Here is an 18,645-nt window from a genome sequence, read left to right on the forward strand (position 1 = left end):
CTTTCGATGTTTCCTAGTTCATTACTGGCATGCTTTCAGATGAGAACGTAATTGATTCAATGACGGATAATAAGGCATCAGCCGTGTCAATTGAAGTTAAGCACACGACGCCATTTTCTACAGATTCTCTTCGGATTCTAAATCCGTCTCGAGCTGGCTGTTTTCCTCTTGTAAGAGTATTGATGACAAATTGCGCTTGACCTTGACGGATGACATCAAGAAGATGAGGCTTCTCTGCTCCTATTTTGTTTACAACCGTCACAGGGATATTTAATGTCTTAATCGCATCTGCTGTGCCTTCGGTTGCGAGAATTTCATAACCAATTGCATGAAATCTCTCTACTAAACTCATGGCTTCTTCTTTATCTTTGTTTGCTACTGTAAAGAGAACCGCTCCATGTTTTGGAATGTTCATACCTGATGCTATTAATCCTTTATACAATGCTTTTTCTAATGTGCGATCTCTACCCATCACTTCTCCAGTTGATTTCATTTCTGGGCCTAGTGTGATATCGACGCGACGCAGCTTGGCAAAGGAAAATACAGGTACTTTAACGGATACCTCTTTTGCCTCTGGATGATAGCCTGTTTCATATCCGAGTGTTTGTAGTGATTGTCCAAGCATGACTTTAGTAGCTAGATTAGCCATCGCGACTCCTGTAATTTTACTTAGGAATGGCACGGTACGACTTGATCTTGGGTTCACTTCTAGAACATACACTTCATCCTGATGCCATACAAATTGTATATTTAAGAGACCGACTATATTCAAACCTTGAGCAATCTTAATCGTTCTATCTATTAATCTTTGTTTCATTTCCTCTGGAACGGTTTGTGGTGGGTAGACGGCAATCGAATCCCCTGAATGAACCCCTGCTCGTTCTATATGCTCCATGATTCCAGGTATATAAACGTTTTCTCCATCTGAAATTGCATCAACCTCTAGTTCCTTACCTGTTAAATATCGATCCACTAATACGGGGTGCTTTGGATTAACCTTAACCGCTCTTTCCATATAATTTAAAAGTTCTTCTTCTTTATAAACAATTTCCATCGCACGACCACCTAGAACATAGGACGGTCTAACAAGTACGGGATAACCAATTTCATTTGCAATTGAAACAGCTTGTTCAACTGATGTAGCAGTCTTTCCAAGGGGCTGTGGAATATTTAATTCCATTAAGCTTTGTTCAAATTTATCACGATCCTCCGCTCGATCCATATCCGCTAAAGAAGTTCCGATAATTTTAACCCCTCTTGCTTCAAGTCCTTCTGCCAGATTGATAGCGGTCTGGCCGCCAAATTGAACAATGACTCCTTCTGGCTGCTCATGCTCAATGACATGCATAACATCTTCTATCGTTAATGGTTCAAAATAAAGCTTATCTGAAGTACTAAAGTCTGTTGAGACGGTTTCTGGATTATTGTTCATAATAATCGCTTCATATCCTGATTCCTTAATCGCCCAAACCGAGTGAACCGTAGCATAATCAAACTCAATTCCTTGACCAATTCGAATCGGACCTGAGCCTAGAACTAAAATACTCTTTTTATCGGTTCTAATCGATTCCATTTCTTCTTCATAAGTACCGTAGAAATAAGGCGTAGCAGATTCAAACTCAGCGGCACATGTATCCACCATTTTGTAAACAGGTAAAATCGCATTCTCTTTTCGGAACTGATAGATTTCATGCTCTGAGCATTGTAATAAGCTTGCGAGCGTTTCATCAGAATAGCCTCTTTGCTTGACCTCTTGAATCAATGACTTCTGTAAACCTTCTTTTTTGATTATTTCTTCATAATGAACGAGTTTTTTTATTTTTTGTAAGAAAAATCGGTCAATTTTCGTTTTTTGATGAAGCTCTTCTAGTTCTATATTTCTTCTATAAAGCTCGGCAAGTGCAAAAAGTCTTTGGTCATCTGGCGTTTGAATTCGGCTTAACAATTCTTCTGTCGATAAAGCATCTAACTCATGGTCGTGAATATGATGATAACCTGCTTCTAATGAGCGTACAGCCTTTAAAAGAGATTCTTCAATATTTCTACCAATTGCCATGACCTCTCCGGTTGCTTTCATTTGTGTTCCTAATTTTCGATTAGCTGCATTAAATTTGTCAAATGGCCAGCGTGGGATTTTTGCTACAACATAATCTAGTGCAGGCTCAAAGCTTGCATAAGTCGTTCCAGTTACGGGATTTTTAATTTCATCTAAGCTATAGCCACAAGCAATTTTAGCTGCCATTTTTGCAATAGGATATCCTGTCGCTTTTGAAGCAAGCGCGGATGAACGACTTACTCTAGGATTCACTTCAATGATATAATATTGATCACTTTCTGCATCCAAGGCAAATTGAACATTACAGCCTCCTTCAATTCCTAAGGCACGGATAATTTTCAAGCTAGAATTACGAAGCATTTGATAATCACGGTCCGTTAACGTTTGGCTAGGAGCAAAAACAATCGAATCACCTGTATGAACGCCTACTGGGTCAAAGTTTTCCATATTACATACGACGATTGCCTGATTTTTACTATCACGCATAACCTCATATTCTACTTCTTTAAACCCTGCAATACTTTTTTCAATGAGACATTGTGTAACGGGACTATACTTTAATCCACTTGATACAATCTCCTCTAGCTCTTCATCATTATGACAAATCCCCCCACCTGTACCTCCAAGTGTGTAGGCTGGTCTTACGATAACCGGAAAACCAATATGTTCAACAAATGTTTTTGCCTCTGCTAATGTATGAACAATTTCACTTTCTGGAACAGGTTCTCCCAGCTCGTGCATAAGTGAGCGAAATTGCTCACGGTCTTCAGCTTGTTTAATCGCTTTTAAATCTGTTCCAAGTAATTCAATTTGATACGTCTTTAAAATTCCTGATTCTTCTAGCTCCATTGCCATATTCAAGCCCGTTTGTCCACCTAGTGTAGCGACGATTCCATCAGGTCTTTCTTTTCGAATAATTTTACTGACAAATTCAAGAGTAATGGGTTCAATATACACTCGATCTGCCATGGTCGTATCCGTCATAATGGTCGCGGGATTAGAATTGATTAAAATGACTTCATAGCCCTCTTCCTTTAACGCTTGACAAGCCTGCGTTCCTGCATAATCAAATTCAGCTGCCTGACCGATTACAATAGGTCCAGAGCCAATCACTAATATCTTCTTTATGTCTGTTCGTTTTGCCATTGTTCTCTCTCCTATCTTTTATACATGTAATGGTTGCTTTGTTTGTTCATTAATCATTTTCATAAAGCGGTCAAACAAATGATTCGCATCGTGCGGCCCCGGTGATGCTTCAGGGTGATACTGAACGCTAAATGCTGGAAGATTTTTGTGCTTGATCCCTTCAACCGTTCCATCATTTACAGCGACATGAGTTAGCTCCAATTCTGTTGACTGTAAAGATTCTAAATCTACCGTGTAGCCATGGTTTTGTGCCGTAATATCTATTTGTCCAGTCGATACTTCTCGAACAGGGTGGTTAGATCCTCTATGCCCAAAGCGTAAACGACTAGTGGTCGCTCCACAAGCTAAGGATAATAGCTGATGACCTAAACAAATTCCGAAAATAGGTGTTTTCCCTAATATTTGCTGTATCATCTCAATCGCTTCTGGCACGTCCTCTGGATTTCCAGGTCCATTACTGAGTAATACTCCATCGGGACCTAGGCGCATAATTTCTTCTGCTGAAATATTATAGGGTACAACAATCACATCACATTGACGTTCAATTAGTCCGTGTAGAATTCCATGCTTCATCCCATAATCAACTAACACGACCCTCTTACCTTTTCCAGGAATATGATAAGGGTCCTTGGTCGATACTTTTGAGACTTGATCCTTCATCCATTCACTGTTCTTTAAAAGCTTTACTACCTTTTCTTTATCCACATTTATATCGCAAATTCGTCCCTTTAAAGTTCCATGCTCACGAATTAATCGAGTCAGCTTTCTCGTATCGATACCAGCTAGCCCTGGAATTCCCTTTGCTTCTAATAGAGTGTGCAATGATTCTTCACTTCTCCAATGGCTTGGTTCGAGCTCTATCTCTTTGACGATTAATCCATGTATAGCTGGAGTAATCGATTCAAAATCATCGCGATTAATCCCATAGTTTCCTATTAGTGGATAAGTTAATGTGACAATTTGACCGCAATAGGATAAATCCGATAAAATTTCCTGATATCCAGTCATTCCTGTATTAAAGACTACTTCTCCACTCATTTCCAAATCGGCACCAAAGCCATATCCTTTATAACTATCGCCATTTTCTAAGATTAATAGTTTTTCTTTCATTGAACGTCACCTCTTTGTTGTTTATCCCAAACTTTATTACCTGACACAAAGGTCATAATCGGCCATCCTTGACAAGCCCAATCCTGAAAAGGCGTATTTTTGCCTTTTGAAACAAAATCCTCTTTATTAATTCTTTCCTCATGCTCAAGGTCAATAACGGTAATATCAGCTGTAGCGCCCTCTTGTAAAACCCCTTTATTTAACCCAAAGGTTTTAGCCGGTAAAATCGATAGCCAATCTACTAATTGCTTTAAGGTTATTTTTTTATTTAAAACAAGGTGTGTATACAATAAAGGAAAGGCCGTTTCTAACCCTACTATTCCAAAAGGTGCTCGTTCAATAGCTTGAGATTTTTCTTCCTCTGTATGAGGCGCATGATCCGTTGCGATGAAATCGATTGTTCCATCTAATAAGCCTTCCATTAATGCCTCTTGATCATCCTTCCCTCGTAAAGGTGGGTTCATTTTATAATTCGTATCAAGGCCAGGAATATCTTCTTCGCTTAATAATAGGTGATGAGGGGTTACCTCAGCTGTCACGTTTATCCCTGCTTTTTTAGCATCTCGAACGACTCTTACAGACTCTTTTGTACTAATGTGACAAACGTGATAATGAGCACCTGCTGCTTCAGCAAGCAGCACATCACGCGCAATATGTACGGATTCACATACAGACGGAATACCATTAATTCCGTGTTTTTTAGAAAAGTTACCTTCATGAACAGCTCCACTATGAATTAATGTGTTTTCTTCACAATGAGCGACGATAGCCATGTCTAGCTTTGCTGCTTTTTCCATAGCTTGTAGCATCATATCTGCAGACTGAACACCTACCCCATCATCAGTAAAAGCAAATGCACCAGCTTCCTTTAGTGAAGCAAAATTAGTCAATTCTTTTCCAAGCTGTCTCGTTGTAATCGCGGCATATGGTAATACATTCACATATCCCGTTTCTTCTACTTTTTGATGTACCCACTGTAATTGCTCACTTGTGTCCGGTACTGGACGTGTATTAGGCATCGCACATATCGTTGTAAACCCACCTTTTGCGGCTGCTAATGTACCTGTTTCAATGGTCTCTTTCTTTTCTCCACCAGGCTCTCTTAAATGAACGTGCACATCAATGAGTCCCGGAACTACCAATTTCCCCTTAATATCGATTATTTCATCATATTCATCTAATGTTTCAAAGCTTACTTTTCCGTTGATGATGGAAAGATTAACCTGCTTTTGCTCTCCATTCTCTGTTATGATATTTCCTCCAACTAATTGAATTATACTCATAATAAACCTCCAGTAATTTTGTATTTAAACATAAGATAATGCTTTTTTTAAGACCGCCATTCTAACTGCTACACCATTTTTCATTTGTTTAAATATTCTTGAACGTTCACATTCTACCAATTCAGTTGCTATTTCCACACCCCTGTTAACTGGAGCAGGGTGAAGAATAATACTATTTGCTTTCATTCTTTTCTCTCTACTAACCGTTAATCCATACTGTAGGTGATAATCGTTTTCTTTATAAAAGCTTTCTTCATGATGACGTTCATGTTGAATACGGAGCATCATCATCACATCAGCTATTTCAACAGCCTCGTCCATCGTGACGTATTGGTATTGCTCAGCATAGCCATTCATCCAGGCTTGTGGTCCGCTAACATAAACATTGGCTCCAAACTTTGTGAGAATTTCGGCATTTGACCTAGCCACTCGACTATGTCTTAAATCCCCACAAATCACAATATTCAAGTGATTTAAGCTACCGTACTCTTGCTGAATGGTTAATAAATCTAATAATGATTGAGTTGGATGATGTCCACAGCCATCCCCAGCATTTATAATCGGAATTTGAATTCCTTTTAACTCTTCAAAATAAGCATCTTTTGGATGTCTGATGACGAGGACATCCGCCCCGATAGACTCAAGTGTTTTAGCGGTATCATAAAGTGATTCACCTTTTTGAACACTAGATGTTTCGGCAGAAAAATTTAATACGTCTAAACCTAGTTTCTTTTCGGCTACTTCAAAGCTAAGCTTCGTTCGAGTGCTTGATTCAAAAAAGAGATTAGCTACAAACCTTTGCTTTTCAGAATTCCAAGTCGCACCTCTTGAAAAGCTTTCTGCTTCGGCTAATATTTCTTTAATTTCGATTAGTGTAAGATCTGTTAACTTATGAAGTCCTTTTTTTGAGTTCATTAGTAAGTCGAGCATTTAAACCCCTCCATATGTTTTGTTTATACACATCTAACTACTGATTTTTTTATGAAAAAAAGCCCTAAATATACATTTAGGGCATGGTGAAAGGAGCCATAATCATAGAATCGATTACGCTTCCTTCCAAAAAGCCCCTTTTAAGTCTCTCTGTACTTGTTTAAAGGATGCTTAACTATTCTGTTCGTTTACTTCTTCCTTGATAAGCTGCTGATTCTCTCCAAAAGCAGCCTTCTTGTCTGGCAATATTAAATGGAGAATAACCCCTACAAATGTTGCCAAGGCCATAGAAGCAATTTCAAAATCTTGATTAAACTTTAAAGCTGCTCCTCCGATTCCAATGACTAAAATCGATGAGGCAATGACTAGGTTTCTTTTAATTCCAAAATCAATTTTATTATCAATTAGCATTCTTATACCGGCTGATGCGATAATTCCGAATAATAGGATTGAAATTCCACCCATAACCGCTGGAGGAATGGAAGAAATGAGCGCTGAAACCTTCCCAATGAAGGCAAATAATACGGCGATAACGGCTGTTCCACCAATAACATATACACTGTATACTCTCGTCATTGCTAATACACCAATATTTTCACCATAAGTCGTGTTAGGTGGTCCACCTACAAAAGAAGCTACAATTGAGGCAAGTCCATCTCCCATAATAGAACGATGCAGTCCTGGTTTTTTAATAAAATTACGTCCGGTTACTTTACTCAAAACCATTTGTTGACCAATATGTTCAGCCAATGTCACGGCAGCAACAGGAACCATTATGAATATAACTGCCCATGAGAAATTGGGAGTATACGTAACAAAAGGCACCATCATTTCTGGTGCTTGAAACCAGTTCGCTTCTAGTACTGCTGTAAAATCTACTAACCCTTGTACTGCAGCAAAAATATAACCACTTACTACTCCAACTAGTACAGGAATTAGACCAAAAAATCCTTTAAAAAACATATTAGCAATAATCGTAATGCTTAAAGTAAATAATGCAACGATGAAGTGCTGAAGACTGTATACAGAAGTGCCATCTTCCAAGCTAATGTTCATCGCCATGTCAACGGCTACTCCAGATAAACCTAAGCCGATTACCATAATAATAGGACCTACTACTGCAGGAGGTAAAATATTTAAAAGCCAATTTACTCCACTTCTTTTTACTCCTAAAGCTACTAAACCATAAACAATTCCAGCAAAGAATGTTCCAACCATTACACCTTCAGGTCCTCCAATGGCTTTTGCCGATATAATAGGACCTATAAAGGCAAATGAAGAGCCTAGGTACGCAGGAATTTGACCTCTCGTTACGAGTAAATAGGCTAATGTCCCTAAACCACTTGATAATAAAGCTACTGCAGGGCTTAACCCTACAATTGCTGGTACTAAAATCGTTGCTCCAAACATCGCAAATAAGTGCTGTAAACTTAAAATCATCCATTTATCAAAACGTGGTACATCTCTTATTCCTAACATTTCTTTTTCTTGACTCATCATGTTCCCCCTGTTGTTACTCTTAAAAAAAGCCCTCTTTGCCTGTTTGGCTAAGAGGACTGCAGAGGTAAGTCGAAACGACATACCTTACCCTAGGTTTAATAAAACCAAGGTTTTCTCTGCTCTTAGCAGTCTCTCAGGACTGTTTTAAAGAGTTTAACTTATTATTTTTTTTTAATCTTAACTTGGTCAATTTGATCTACTTCAGATAATTCTGCGACAATAATTTCACTTTTAGAGGTTGGAACATTCTTGCCAACATAATCTGGTCGAATAGGAAGTTCTCTATGTCCTCTATCCACTAGCACTGCAAGCTGAATTTGCTCTGGTCTCCCTAAATCAATTAAAGCATCTAAAGCCGCTCGAACCGTTCTTCCCGTATAAAGAACATCATCAACTAAAATAACTTTACGATTTTCAATTTTAATCGGGATGTCGGTACCTTGTATAATTGGTTCTTCTGAAGAGCTTTTAACGGTCAAATCATCTCGATAAAGCGTTATATCGATTTCACCTACTGGTAATGGCTCTCCCTCAATTTGCTCGATTCGTTCTGCAAGTCGGTGGGCTAGGTAGATTCCCCTAGTTTTGATCCCAACTAATACACAGTTTTCAATCCCTTTATTTCTTTCAATAATTTCATGAGCAATTCGTGTGGTAGCTCTTCTAATAGCTTGTTCATCTAAAATTACTTGCGTCAATGATTAGCCACCTCCTTGCTTATCTTTTCATTAAAAATAAAAAACCTCTTGTCTAATCGAAAGACAAGAGGGCAGTATGAATGATTGACAGATTGATTTCCAATCAGCTTTTCATCGTTTCCTTCTTAGTCTCTCGGGACTACAGTTAAAGGATATGAAGTTCTTATTTAATATCCCATACATATGGAATGATGTCAACTAATAATTCGCAAATGGTTTAAAGTATCCTCCATCTCTTGCGGTAGCTTAGAAGAAAATTCTAGCCATTCATCCGTTCTTGGATGATTAAAGCCAATTGTCGATGCATGTAGAGCTTGACCATTCAATGATAATGTTTTTTTTGGCCCATATTTGGGGTCACCAGCTAATGGATGTCCAATATATTTCATATGAACTCTAATTTGGTGTGTTCTTCCTGTTTCTAATTCACATTGGAGGTAGCTATAATCATTAAACCTCTCTAAAACGGTAAAATGCGTGACAGCATCACGGGAGTGTTCATCGGTAACGGTCATGCTCTGACGGTCTTTTTTATCCCTTCCAATTGGAGCGTCAATTGTACCTGTTTGATGGTCAATGACACCATGAACAATCGCTTGATAGACCCTTTTAGTCGTTTTATTTTTTAATTGATTAACTAATGATTCATGAGCTACGTCATTTTTAGCAACCATTAGTAATCCAGAAGTATCTTTATCAATACGATGAACAATTCCTGGTCTTATTACGCCATTAATCCCTGATAAATCTTGACAATGATAAAGAAGAGCATGCACAAGAGTACCTGTATAATGGCCAGGAGCTGGATGAACGACCATTCCCTTTGGTTTATTAACAACAAGCACATCTGCATCTTCATACACAATATCTAGTGGGATATTTTCAGGTTTTAACTCCATAGCTTCTGGCTCTGGAACGTGAACGGTAATCATATCCTTTTCGTTTACCTTATAATTACTTTTTATACTTTTTCCATTAACAAGCACATGCTGTTCTTTTATCCATTGTTGTACTTGTGTTCTTGACCACTCCTGCTCTAAAACCGTCAAAAGTTTATCAATTCGTTCCTGATGATTTTCCTCTGTAACCGTCCATTCAAAAACATTCATTTATTGTTCCCCTTTTTCGCTTTTCGTTCGTCTAAAATCATTTTCAAAAATAATAATCCTACTCCAATACATAGTGCCGAATCTGCCACATTAAAAATGGGGAAGCTATAACCAAAAATATATGTATCAACAAAATCGACTACTTCCCCCCTAAATAGGCGATCGATGAAATTACCTAATGCTCCACCAAGTATTAATGCAAGGGATGTTCCATAAAGCTTTTCATGCTTCCCTTCCTTTTGCATAAAATAAATAACTGCAATAACCGCTATAAAGGTAACGATATAAAAAAACCACATTTGTCCTTGCAAAATACCAAACGCAGCTCCCTTATTACGATGGGAAGTTATATATAATACATTTTCAATAATGGGAATTCGCTGGGCTATTTCCATTTGAGTAGCAACTAACCATTTGGTTATTTGGTCTAAAAGAATCACTAATGCTGCAATGAGATAATAAATCAATGTTAATCCTCCGTTCTTTGGAAACTCTACTGTAGCATTATAGCACAAATAGAGGGGAATAACCCCTCTAATCATTCTTCATTTTCTTCAAAATAATGAGCTAAGTGGACATTTCGTTGAAACTGCACGTTGTCTGCTCCTTGATAACCTTCAATACCTGTTGAGAGGAATCCTTCTATTTCCTCTACATACCCAATTGATTCGTCATCTTCATCTAATGAAGCGTCCTCATAAGTCATACTATTATCATTAAACCTAGCTACAGCTTGATATGCATCCTCTGCATCAAACTGTGTTTCATGATCGTTATGATCGTATTCGTAACGTGAAAAACCTTGCAATACATCTTCTTCAACCGGTCGATAATTGGAAACGGTATGTGAAGATTTTTCTACAATCGTTCGAGCTGTAGGTGCAGCATTCAGTCGTTCGATGGGAATTTGTTGACCCGTTTTTTCGCAAATGCCGTAGGTTCCTTTTTCGATGCGTTCAAGCGCATCTACTATTTCATGATATTCATTTAGAGAATGTTCTTCTAATGCAAAATCCTTTTCTCGTTCATATAAATCTGTTGCTGTATCAGCAGGATGATTATCATATTGTGAAAGCTCACCCGTTCCAGCCGATAAGCTATTATGATGTTCACTCTCTTGTTTACTTTGTATTTTCTTTTCTAATTCCTCTTTTTGTTTTTGTAGTATTTTCTGTAACCTTAGTATATATGGATCCATCCTCTCACCTCCCCAGTTGTTAAAGCTTTAGATCCATTTTTAGCATTCCACAACCGCATGTAATTAGACAACGTAACTTTTTACAGTTTAAAGACCATCCAATCGTACAAAATAATACAAAAAGTATAAAAAACTTCATTGAACCATTACTTTAATGTTTGTTCTAAACACAAAAAAGCGAAATGGAGCAACCCCCATTTCACTTTTTATTTTAGAATTATTCTACATCTCTATAATGAGTGCTGACTGTTTCCGCACAAGATTGACATAGACTTGGATGAAGTTTATTTTCTCCCACTGATTCAGATACAGTCCAGCAGCGTTCACAAACAGTTCCTTCCGCAGCAGTCACAGCTACGGCTAAATGTTCAAATGTAACACTTTCTTGACTAGCTTGATTTAAGCCTTTTACTAAATGTACTTTAGATACAATAAAGAGTTTTTCTAGCCTATTAATTCCTGCTAATAACTCATACTTTTGATCATCAGCATAAATAGTTAGAGCGGCTTCTAGCGATTTACCAATGACTTTTTCATTACGTGCATGCTCTAAAGCCTTTAGAATTTCGCTGCGAATGTCCATAAAATTATTCCAAGTATTTTTCAATTCTTCGACATCACCAAATGTACGAGCTTCAGGCATTTCTGTTAATTGAACGCTCTCTCCTTCAACATTTGGAGTATTTTCCCAAACTTCATCAGCAGTATGAGGAAGAATTGGAGATACTAACTTCGCTAATGTTACAACCGTCTCATACATAACCGTTTGAATGGCACGTCTTTCTGGATGGTTACTATGCTCGATATAAAGAGTATCCTTTGCTAAATCCATATAGAACGAGCTTAATTGTATCGTACAGAAGTTATGAAGCGTGTGATAAACTTGTGAGAAATTGTACTCCTCATATCCTTTTTTCACACTTTCCACCACTTCATTTAACTCTACAAGCATGAATAAATTTACACCATCTAAATCTTGATCAGAAACTGAATCAGTAGCTGGATTAAAATCATGTAAATTTCCTAATAGAAATCTAAAGGTATTCCTAATTTTTCGATAAGCTTCAGATACTTGCTTTAAAATTTCATCCGAAACACGAACGTCTGCTTGGTAATCTACTGAAGCTACCCATAAACGTAGAATATCTGCTCCTAATTGCTTCATAACATCATTTGGAATGACTGTATTGCCAATCGACTTACTCATTTTTCGACCTTGGCCATCCAATGCAAAACCATGACTAAGAATAGAGCGGTAAGGCGCTTTACCTGTTACGGCTACTCCAGTAGAAAGAGATGAATTAAACCAGCCACGATATTGGTCTGAGCCCTCTAGATATAAGTCTGCAGGTCGCTGTAAATCCTCACGTTCTTCTAACACTGATTGATGGGACGATCCCGAATCAAACCATACATCCATAATGTCCATTTCTCTTGTGAATGACCCATTAGGACTGTGCTCTGAAGTAAAGCCTTCTGGCAATAATTGTTCCGTTTCCCATTCAAACCAAATGTTAGAACCGTGCTTTCTAAATAAGGATGATACATGGTCGATCGTTTCATCTGTAATAATCGGCTCTCCATTTTCACCATAAAATACAGGAATAGGAACTCCCCATGCTCTTTGACGCGAAATACACCAATCTCCTCGGTCTCTTACCATGTTATATAAACGTGTTTCTCCCCATTTTGGAATCCATTTAACATCTTGTACCGCTTGTAAGAGTTCTTCTCTAAAGTTTTCAATAGAAGCAAACCACTGCGCCGTTGCACGATAAATAACAGGCTTTTTCGTACGCCAATCATGCGCATAGGAATGGGTAATGAATGATAGCTTTAAAAGAGCTCCCACTTCTTCTAGCTTCTCTCCAATAGGCTTATTAGCTTGGTCATAGAATAACCCTTCAAAGCCTGGTGCTTCATCGGTCATATTTCCTTTATCATCTACAGGACATAAAACATCTAACCCATATTTTTGTCCAACTAAATAGTCATCCTCACCATGTCCTGGAGCCGTGTGTACACAACCAGTTCCAGCATCTAGTGTTACATGCTCACCTAAGATGACGAGAGATTCACGATCATAAAACGGATGCTTTGCCGTTACATATTCTAGTTGAGAGCCTCTTAATGTTTTGATTACTTGATGATCGTTCCATTCTAATTCCTCTACAAGTGACTCCAATAGTCCCGATGCTACGATAAATTTATGTTCATTAACAAGCACGACACTGTATTCTAGCTCAGGATGAACCGTAATACCTAAATTAGCTGGAATTGTCCAAGGAGTTGTTGTCCAGATGACTATTTTCTCATCACCATCTAGTACAGATTTTCCATCCAGTACATCAAAAGCTACATAAATAGAAGGGGAACGCTTATCTTGATATTCAATTTCAGCTTCTGCAAGAGCAGACTCTGATGAAGGCGACCAATAGACTGGCTTTTTCCCTTTATAGATATAACCTTTTTTCGCCATTTCACCAAACACCTTAATTTGCTGAGCTTCATAGGATTTGTCTAGAGTAATGTAAGGGTTCCACCAGTCACCACGAACACCTAATCTCAAAAACTGCTCACGCTGACGCTCCACCTGTTTTAGTGCATATTCTTCACAAAGCTTACGAAAAGCTGCTACTGTCATTTCTTTTCGTTTTACTTTTCCTTTTTTTGTTAAGGCTGTTTCAATAGGTAAACCATGAGTATCCCAACCAGGCACATAAGGTGCATGAAACCCTGACATTGATTTATAGCGTACGATAAAATCCTTTAAAATTTTATTAAGCGCATGCCCCATATGGATATCTCCGTTGGCATATGGAGGTCCATCATGTAAGATAAACATTGGTTTTCCTTTTGTTTTTTCTTGAACCTTTTTATAAATATCCATCTCTGCCCATTGTTCCTGTCTTTTAGGTTCATTTTGGGGCAAATTCCCGCGCATTGGGAACTTTGTCTTTGGCATTAATAAGGTGCTTTTATAATCGACCATATTCCGTAATCCTCCTCAAATGTCTTGCTTACAAACCATATTTTCTAGACAAAATAAAAAAAGTCCTCTCATCCCTAGTAGGGACGAGAAGACTACCCGTGGTACCACCCTAATGAGAAAACAAATGTCTCCCACTTTAGTCACTCGTAACGTAAGTACTACGTATCCCTTACTTTAGGTTCAGGGATAAAACTAAAAGGTGATATTCCTCATGATAACCATTTCGAGCTTACACCGTCCTCGAATCGCTTAAAAAGGTTTTGTATGATGAGTACTGTCCTCTATAATCGTCTGTTATATGGATATTAAGTGTTATTATTATAAAATAGCTTGGAAAGAAGTGCAACTTAGAAATTAATTAGTAGCTTCCTCTTCTTCCTCGACCGTCACTTGGTCCCAATCCTCTGTTTGAAGCATCTCTAGCTGCGCTTCAATTAACATTTTAAATCTCATTTTATAAACAGAAGCTTGTTTTTTAATTTCTTCCATCTCAATCATCACTTTACGTGATTTAGTCAGTGCATCATTTATGATGCGATCCGCATTTTTTTCCGCTTCCTTAACAATTAATTGAGCTTCCTTTTGAGCATTTCTTCGAACTTCCTCAGCTGATTCTTGGGCAACTAAAATGGATTTGTTTAACGTTTCCTCTATGTTTTTAAAATGCTCTAGCTTCTCATCCAGGTCTGTTACTCGAGCAAATAAGTCCTTTTTTTCACGTAAAACGGCTTCATAATCCTTAATAATCTGGTCAAGAAACTCGTTTACCTCATCTTCGTCATAGCCACGAAAAGTTCTCGTAAATTCTTTGTTATGAATATCTAATGGCGTTAAAGGCAATGCCGACACCTCCGTCTATCAACTGTCATTTAAATTTTTTACTGCTTTTAATGATTCGACAAACTTTTCTTATTCCCTTTAAAAAACTATACACTACTTATTTTTTTACTCGATAAGAGACTCTTATTTTCCCTTTTTTGGTTGTTCCTTCTATTTGTAATAACTGACTTCTACCGTAGCTACGAACAGAAAGATGATCTCTTTCAGTAAGCTGATAAGAGCCAGATTCGATTACTTTCCAGTTTACTTTAACATAACCTTTTTTAAGAAGGGGATCCACTTTTGAACGAGAGAGTCGATAGATTTCTGAAATAACAGCATCTAATCGTAAAGAGGACAATGTCCCACTAGCTTCGCTCCAATTTTCTATGACTTGCAATTGCTCTCCAAAAGGCTGTTTCTGAAGCTTTACAGAAGCTTTTCCTATACTCGTTACATTTACTTCAACAAATGAAGCCACTTCTTTTGCTGTAATAAATTGAATTCGCTCATCTTTAATAAAAATGTCTCCAAACTTTTCACGCTTTAAACCAATAGCCATTAATGAACCTAAAATATCACGGTGTTGTAATTGTAAAAATTTCACTGGATAGTTCAGCTCAAAAAGAGTGCAATCAAAACTTTCCTCATTAACTTCTATGTAGGGCGGAGCTAAAAATGCTCTTTTTCTCTCCACTTCTCCCATTCCTCCAAAAAAAGCAAGAGAAATTTCATCATCATTTCCTATGATGAGCTGAATGATTTCTTGCTGTCGTGGGTCAAGAAAATCAGTAAGCTTTTCACTATAATGATATTTAACCTCTTTTTGCCACGATAATACCTGGTCGACGAATGAACGTTCTTCTTCTCTAAAATGTTGATATATAGACATAAATCACATTCTAGAACCCAAAAATGGCTCGGACTCCATTCATCGCTAGTCGCAACACAATAATGGCAACGATAGGAGAAAAGTCAATCATAGCAAATGGAGGAATAAATTTTCTAAATGGTTCTAAGTAAGGCTCAACAATCCTACCTATAAATTGTCCGAATGATGATTCTCTTGCATTAGGAAACCACGACATTAAAATGTAAGCAATAATAAAAAACGAGTAAATTGTCATAGCTTGATGGATAATTTGACCAATTGTTACTAACATCTTACACATTCACCACCTTTATATTACTAACCGATTTCTATCATTGAAAATGGTCTTCAACCAAATCGGTAATAGTACCTGCAACATCGACATTATCAGGCGTACATAAAAAGATATTTACCCCTAATTTCTGAATGTCCCCTCCAATAGCATACACGGTTCCACTCAAAAAATCGACTATTCGTTTCGCTTGCTCATGTGATATTCTTTGTAAATTAATAATAACAGCCTTTCTTGCCTTCAAATGGTCAGCAATTTCCTGGGCTTCATCATACGTTCTAGGTTCAAATAAAATCACTTTTGAGCTATTTTTGACACTTTGAAGACTTACGACATTTTTGCCCTGCTTTTGCTGCACGGAGGATTGAGAACGACTTTTTTTATAGGCAGGCTCTTCCTCATAGCTTCTATCTTCAGGCTCCTCGACGTACTCTTCAATTTCTTGAACATCATCATCTAATTCAAAGAAACGTTTAAATTTCGTTTTCATTCCCATTTAACCATCCTCCTTTTAGTTCTTTAACGGATTCCCCACTAAAACTGTTCCAATACGAATAAAGGTGGCTCCTTCTTCTATAGCAATCGAATAATCATTCGACATCCCCATCGACAATTCCTTACAAGGAGCATGCTGATAACCAAGGCCCTCGACTTGATCTCTAAGCTCTCTTAGTTTTCTAAATATCGGTCTAGTTCTTTCAGGGTCTTGGTAGAAAGGAGCCATTGTCATTAAACCTACCACTTCAATCGAGGGGTATTCGGCTAACTTTTCAATAAAAGGAATAAGCTCAGCTTCAGAAATTCCAGATTTGCTTTCTTCCTGAGAAACATTAACTTGAACAAAGCAAGACACCTTTTTACTTGAGCGCTTGTCCAGTTCTTCAGCTAAAGAAAGTCGATCAAGAGAATGGAAATAATCGTACTTATCGATCACTTTTTTCACTTTTTTTGTTTGAAGTGATCCAATGAAATGCCAGTTTCCTCTTTCACCGAGTTGTTCCCACTTCTCGACTCCGCCTTCTACACGATTTTCTCCAATATGCTCTAAACCTGCATCTAAAGCCTCTTTTGTTGTTACAGTATCAACATACTTTGTGACAGCTATAACCTTGATTTCATCTTTATTGCGTCCACAACGACCTGCAATTTTCTCAATTTCAAGGTTCAGTTGTTTATACTTTTCTAAAATCGTCATCATTTATACCCTCACTAATCTCTTTGACCAATAAAACTCATCATTCTTCCACTTTTTCCTTTATCTCTACGGTGAGAAAAGAATAGGTCATCCTCGTACGTACAATAAAGAGATAACGTCATTTGTTCTTCAAGAAGCTTAAAGTTTTCAAGTAATAGTAACTTGTTTAATAAGCGTAAATCTAATAAAAAATGATCTGAGCGATGCTGAATCATTACTTTATTCGTTAATTCTTGACCATACTTTTTTTGAATTTGTTCAAACAAAGTTAAATCAACTTCATAGGCTTTTTGACTAATACAAGGACCAATCGCGACCTGTATATCTTCAATTGCAACTTTTTCTTCAGTGAGCCAGGCTTGGATCATCTTTTCTCCTATACCCAAAACGGTACCTTTCCAACCCGCATGAGCAAGACCTATTAATCCTTTAGGCTCGCACCAGAAATATAACGGCACACAATCAGCATATAAGCTAGTCAGCAATACATTCGATTCATTCGTATATAATCCATCCGTCGCTTCGATCGCTGTGTGTAATGAGCTCGCTCCTCTTCCTTGATCATCTTTTTTTACTTTACAAATAGTCGCTTTATGAATTTGTTCAGATCCGACCCAATTTTCTAAAGGAAAAGAAAGAGAATCTGAGACTAGCTGCCTATTATTAAGAACAGATTGTTCCTCGTCAGACACATGAAACCCCATGTTTAGGGAATGAAAGCTACCTTGACTAACACCACCATGTCTAGTTGTAAATCCAGCCTGTATCGATTTATTTTGTTGTAACCAAGGTTCTATAAGTAAATATTGAGTATGATACCTTTTAAAAGGCTCATTCATGAGTAAGCCCCTTTCTTCTAATACCATCTAGCACTGTAAATAAAAAGTCTTTGTTATAGTTTATCATAAATTGATTCTTTCAAGAAACGACTTTCTTCACCAATTTAGCGCCTTTTTAAAGAATTTTGCCTAAATGATGTTTCAGAGAATGCCTTCATAGAATTTGGTACCTCTACTATAATAACATCTGAGCCAATTTTAATGATATTACTCCAAGGAATGATTACTTCCTGTTCATTTCTTCCGAGTAACCCCATCACTTTATTGGCCCCATTAATAATCATAGCCTCTATTTTACCTGTCGTTAAATTTATATCTAAATCTGATAAATGCCCTAAACGTTTTCCGTTCTCCATATTAACAATATCCTTGGACTGTAAATCTGAAATTTTCATCATCGTCATCCACATCCTTTTTTTCAAATTAAGGAGTGTATTCACTTCACCCTTTTCCTTCAATATATGCAAAGAGAAATAAAAATATATGTCCACTTTTAAAAAGTATTTTATGAAACGCGTGATATAACGATTCAGTTTAGTTGTGATAAAAGCTATTTTTAAATTACTCCTGTAGCAAAACTTGAAATGGTGTGTAATGGCTACCTACA

At 37.4% G+C, this 18,645-nt stretch carries 17 protein-coding genes and 1 other annotated feature; all 17 genes read right to left on the bottom strand.

The features are described from left to right. Nucleotides 1-13 precede the first annotated feature (13 nt). Nucleotides 14-3,202, bottom strand: coding sequence for a carbamoyl-phosphate synthase large subunit (carB, locus tag AZF04_RS02090; protein WP_061947354.1), 3,189 nt, complete (start codon nt 3,200-3,202; stop codon nt 14-16). Between the two features lie 18 nt (nt 3,203-3,220). Then, the gene (carA, locus tag AZF04_RS02095) at nt 3,221-4,312 is read right to left on the bottom strand and encodes a glutamine-hydrolyzing carbamoyl-phosphate synthase small subunit (protein WP_061947355.1); all 1,092 of its coding nucleotides are present in this window, start codon (nt 4,310-4,312) and stop codon (nt 3,221-3,223) included. Then, nucleotides 4,309-5,595, bottom strand: coding sequence for a dihydroorotase (locus AZF04_RS02100; RefSeq protein WP_061947356.1), 1,287 nt, complete (start codon nt 5,593-5,595; stop codon nt 4,309-4,311). Before AZF04_RS02100 ends, carA begins: the two co-directional genes overlap by 4 nt. Before the next feature lie 24 nt (nt 5,596-5,619). Next, the gene (locus tag AZF04_RS02105; protein ID WP_061947357.1) at nt 5,620-6,525 is read right to left on the bottom strand and encodes an aspartate carbamoyltransferase catalytic subunit; all 906 of its coding nucleotides are present in this window, start codon (nt 6,523-6,525) and stop codon (nt 5,620-5,622) included. Nucleotides 6,526-6,696: 171 nt separating this feature from the next. Continuing rightward, nucleotides 6,697-8,022 (bottom strand): solute carrier family 23 protein, encoded by a 1,326-nt coding sequence (locus tag AZF04_RS02110; RefSeq protein WP_061947358.1) that lies wholly within the window; start codon nt 8,020-8,022, stop codon nt 6,697-6,699. Nucleotides 8,023-8,186: 164 nt separating this feature from the next. Continuing rightward, nucleotides 8,187-8,723: a bifunctional pyr operon transcriptional regulator/uracil phosphoribosyltransferase PyrR gene (pyrR, locus tag AZF04_RS02115; RefSeq protein WP_045486577.1), complete on the bottom strand. Its 537-nt coding sequence runs from the start codon at nt 8,721-8,723 to the stop codon at nt 8,187-8,189. A 194-nt stretch (nt 8,724-8,917) separates the two neighbouring features. Beyond that, nucleotides 8,918-9,832: an RluA family pseudouridine synthase gene (locus tag AZF04_RS02120; protein WP_061947359.1), complete on the bottom strand. Its 915-nt coding sequence runs from the start codon at nt 9,830-9,832 to the stop codon at nt 8,918-8,920. Beyond that, nucleotides 9,829-10,299 (bottom strand): signal peptidase II, encoded by a 471-nt coding sequence (gene lspA, locus AZF04_RS02125; RefSeq protein WP_045486582.1) that lies wholly within the window; start codon nt 10,297-10,299, stop codon nt 9,829-9,831. Before lspA ends, AZF04_RS02120 begins: the two co-directional genes overlap by 4 nt. A 71-nt stretch (nt 10,300-10,370) precedes the next feature. Further along, complete coding sequence (locus tag AZF04_RS02130) at nt 10,371-11,030, bottom strand: TraR/DksA C4-type zinc finger protein (protein ID WP_061947360.1); 660 nt, start codon at nt 11,028-11,030, stop codon at nt 10,371-10,373. 217 nt (nt 11,031-11,247) lie between these two features. Beyond that, complete coding sequence (ileS, locus tag AZF04_RS02135) at nt 11,248-14,022, bottom strand: isoleucine--tRNA ligase (RefSeq protein ID WP_061947361.1); 2,775 nt, start codon at nt 14,020-14,022, stop codon at nt 11,248-11,250. A gap of 76 nt (nt 14,023-14,098) precedes the next feature. Further along, nucleotides 14,099-14,319: a binding site (T-box leader), on the bottom strand. Between the two features lie 57 nt (nt 14,320-14,376). After that, on the bottom strand, nt 14,377-14,862 hold the full coding sequence (locus AZF04_RS02140) for a DivIVA domain-containing protein (RefSeq protein ID WP_061947362.1): 486 nt from the start codon (nt 14,860-14,862) through the stop codon (nt 14,377-14,379). A 97-nt stretch (nt 14,863-14,959) separates the two neighbouring features. Beyond that, nucleotides 14,960-15,733, bottom strand: a complete 774-nt coding sequence (locus AZF04_RS02145) for a YlmH family RNA-binding protein (RefSeq protein ID WP_061947363.1) — start codon at nt 15,731-15,733, stop codon at nt 14,960-14,962. Between the two features lie 10 nt (nt 15,734-15,743). Next, a complete protein-coding gene (locus AZF04_RS02150; protein WP_061947364.1) occupies nt 15,744-16,004 on the bottom strand; it encodes a YggT family protein in 261 nt (86 codons plus the stop codon). A gap of 40 nt (nt 16,005-16,044) precedes the next feature. Then, a complete protein-coding gene (locus AZF04_RS02155; protein ID WP_045486596.1) occupies nt 16,045-16,500 on the bottom strand; it encodes a cell division protein SepF in 456 nt (151 codons plus the stop codon). A 15-nt stretch (nt 16,501-16,515) separates the two neighbouring features. Beyond that, a complete protein-coding gene (locus tag AZF04_RS02160) occupies nt 16,516-17,202 on the bottom strand; it encodes a YggS family pyridoxal phosphate-dependent enzyme (RefSeq protein ID WP_412459192.1) in 687 nt (228 codons plus the stop codon). Between the two features lie 11 nt (nt 17,203-17,213). Next, on the bottom strand, nt 17,214-18,038 hold the full coding sequence (gene pgeF, locus AZF04_RS02165) for a peptidoglycan editing factor PgeF (protein WP_061947365.1): 825 nt from the start codon (nt 18,036-18,038) through the stop codon (nt 17,214-17,216). Nucleotides 18,039-18,142: 104 nt separating this feature from the next. Then, on the bottom strand, nt 18,143-18,436 hold the full coding sequence (locus AZF04_RS02170; RefSeq protein WP_045486602.1) for a YlmC/YmxH family sporulation protein: 294 nt from the start codon (nt 18,434-18,436) through the stop codon (nt 18,143-18,145). Between the last annotated feature and the right edge of the window lie 209 nt (nt 18,437-18,645).

The organism is Alkalihalobacillus trypoxylicola, assembly GCF_001590785.1.
Lineage (GTDB): Bacteria > Bacillota > Bacilli > Bacillales > Bacillaceae_D > Alkalihalobacillus > Alkalihalobacillus trypoxylicola.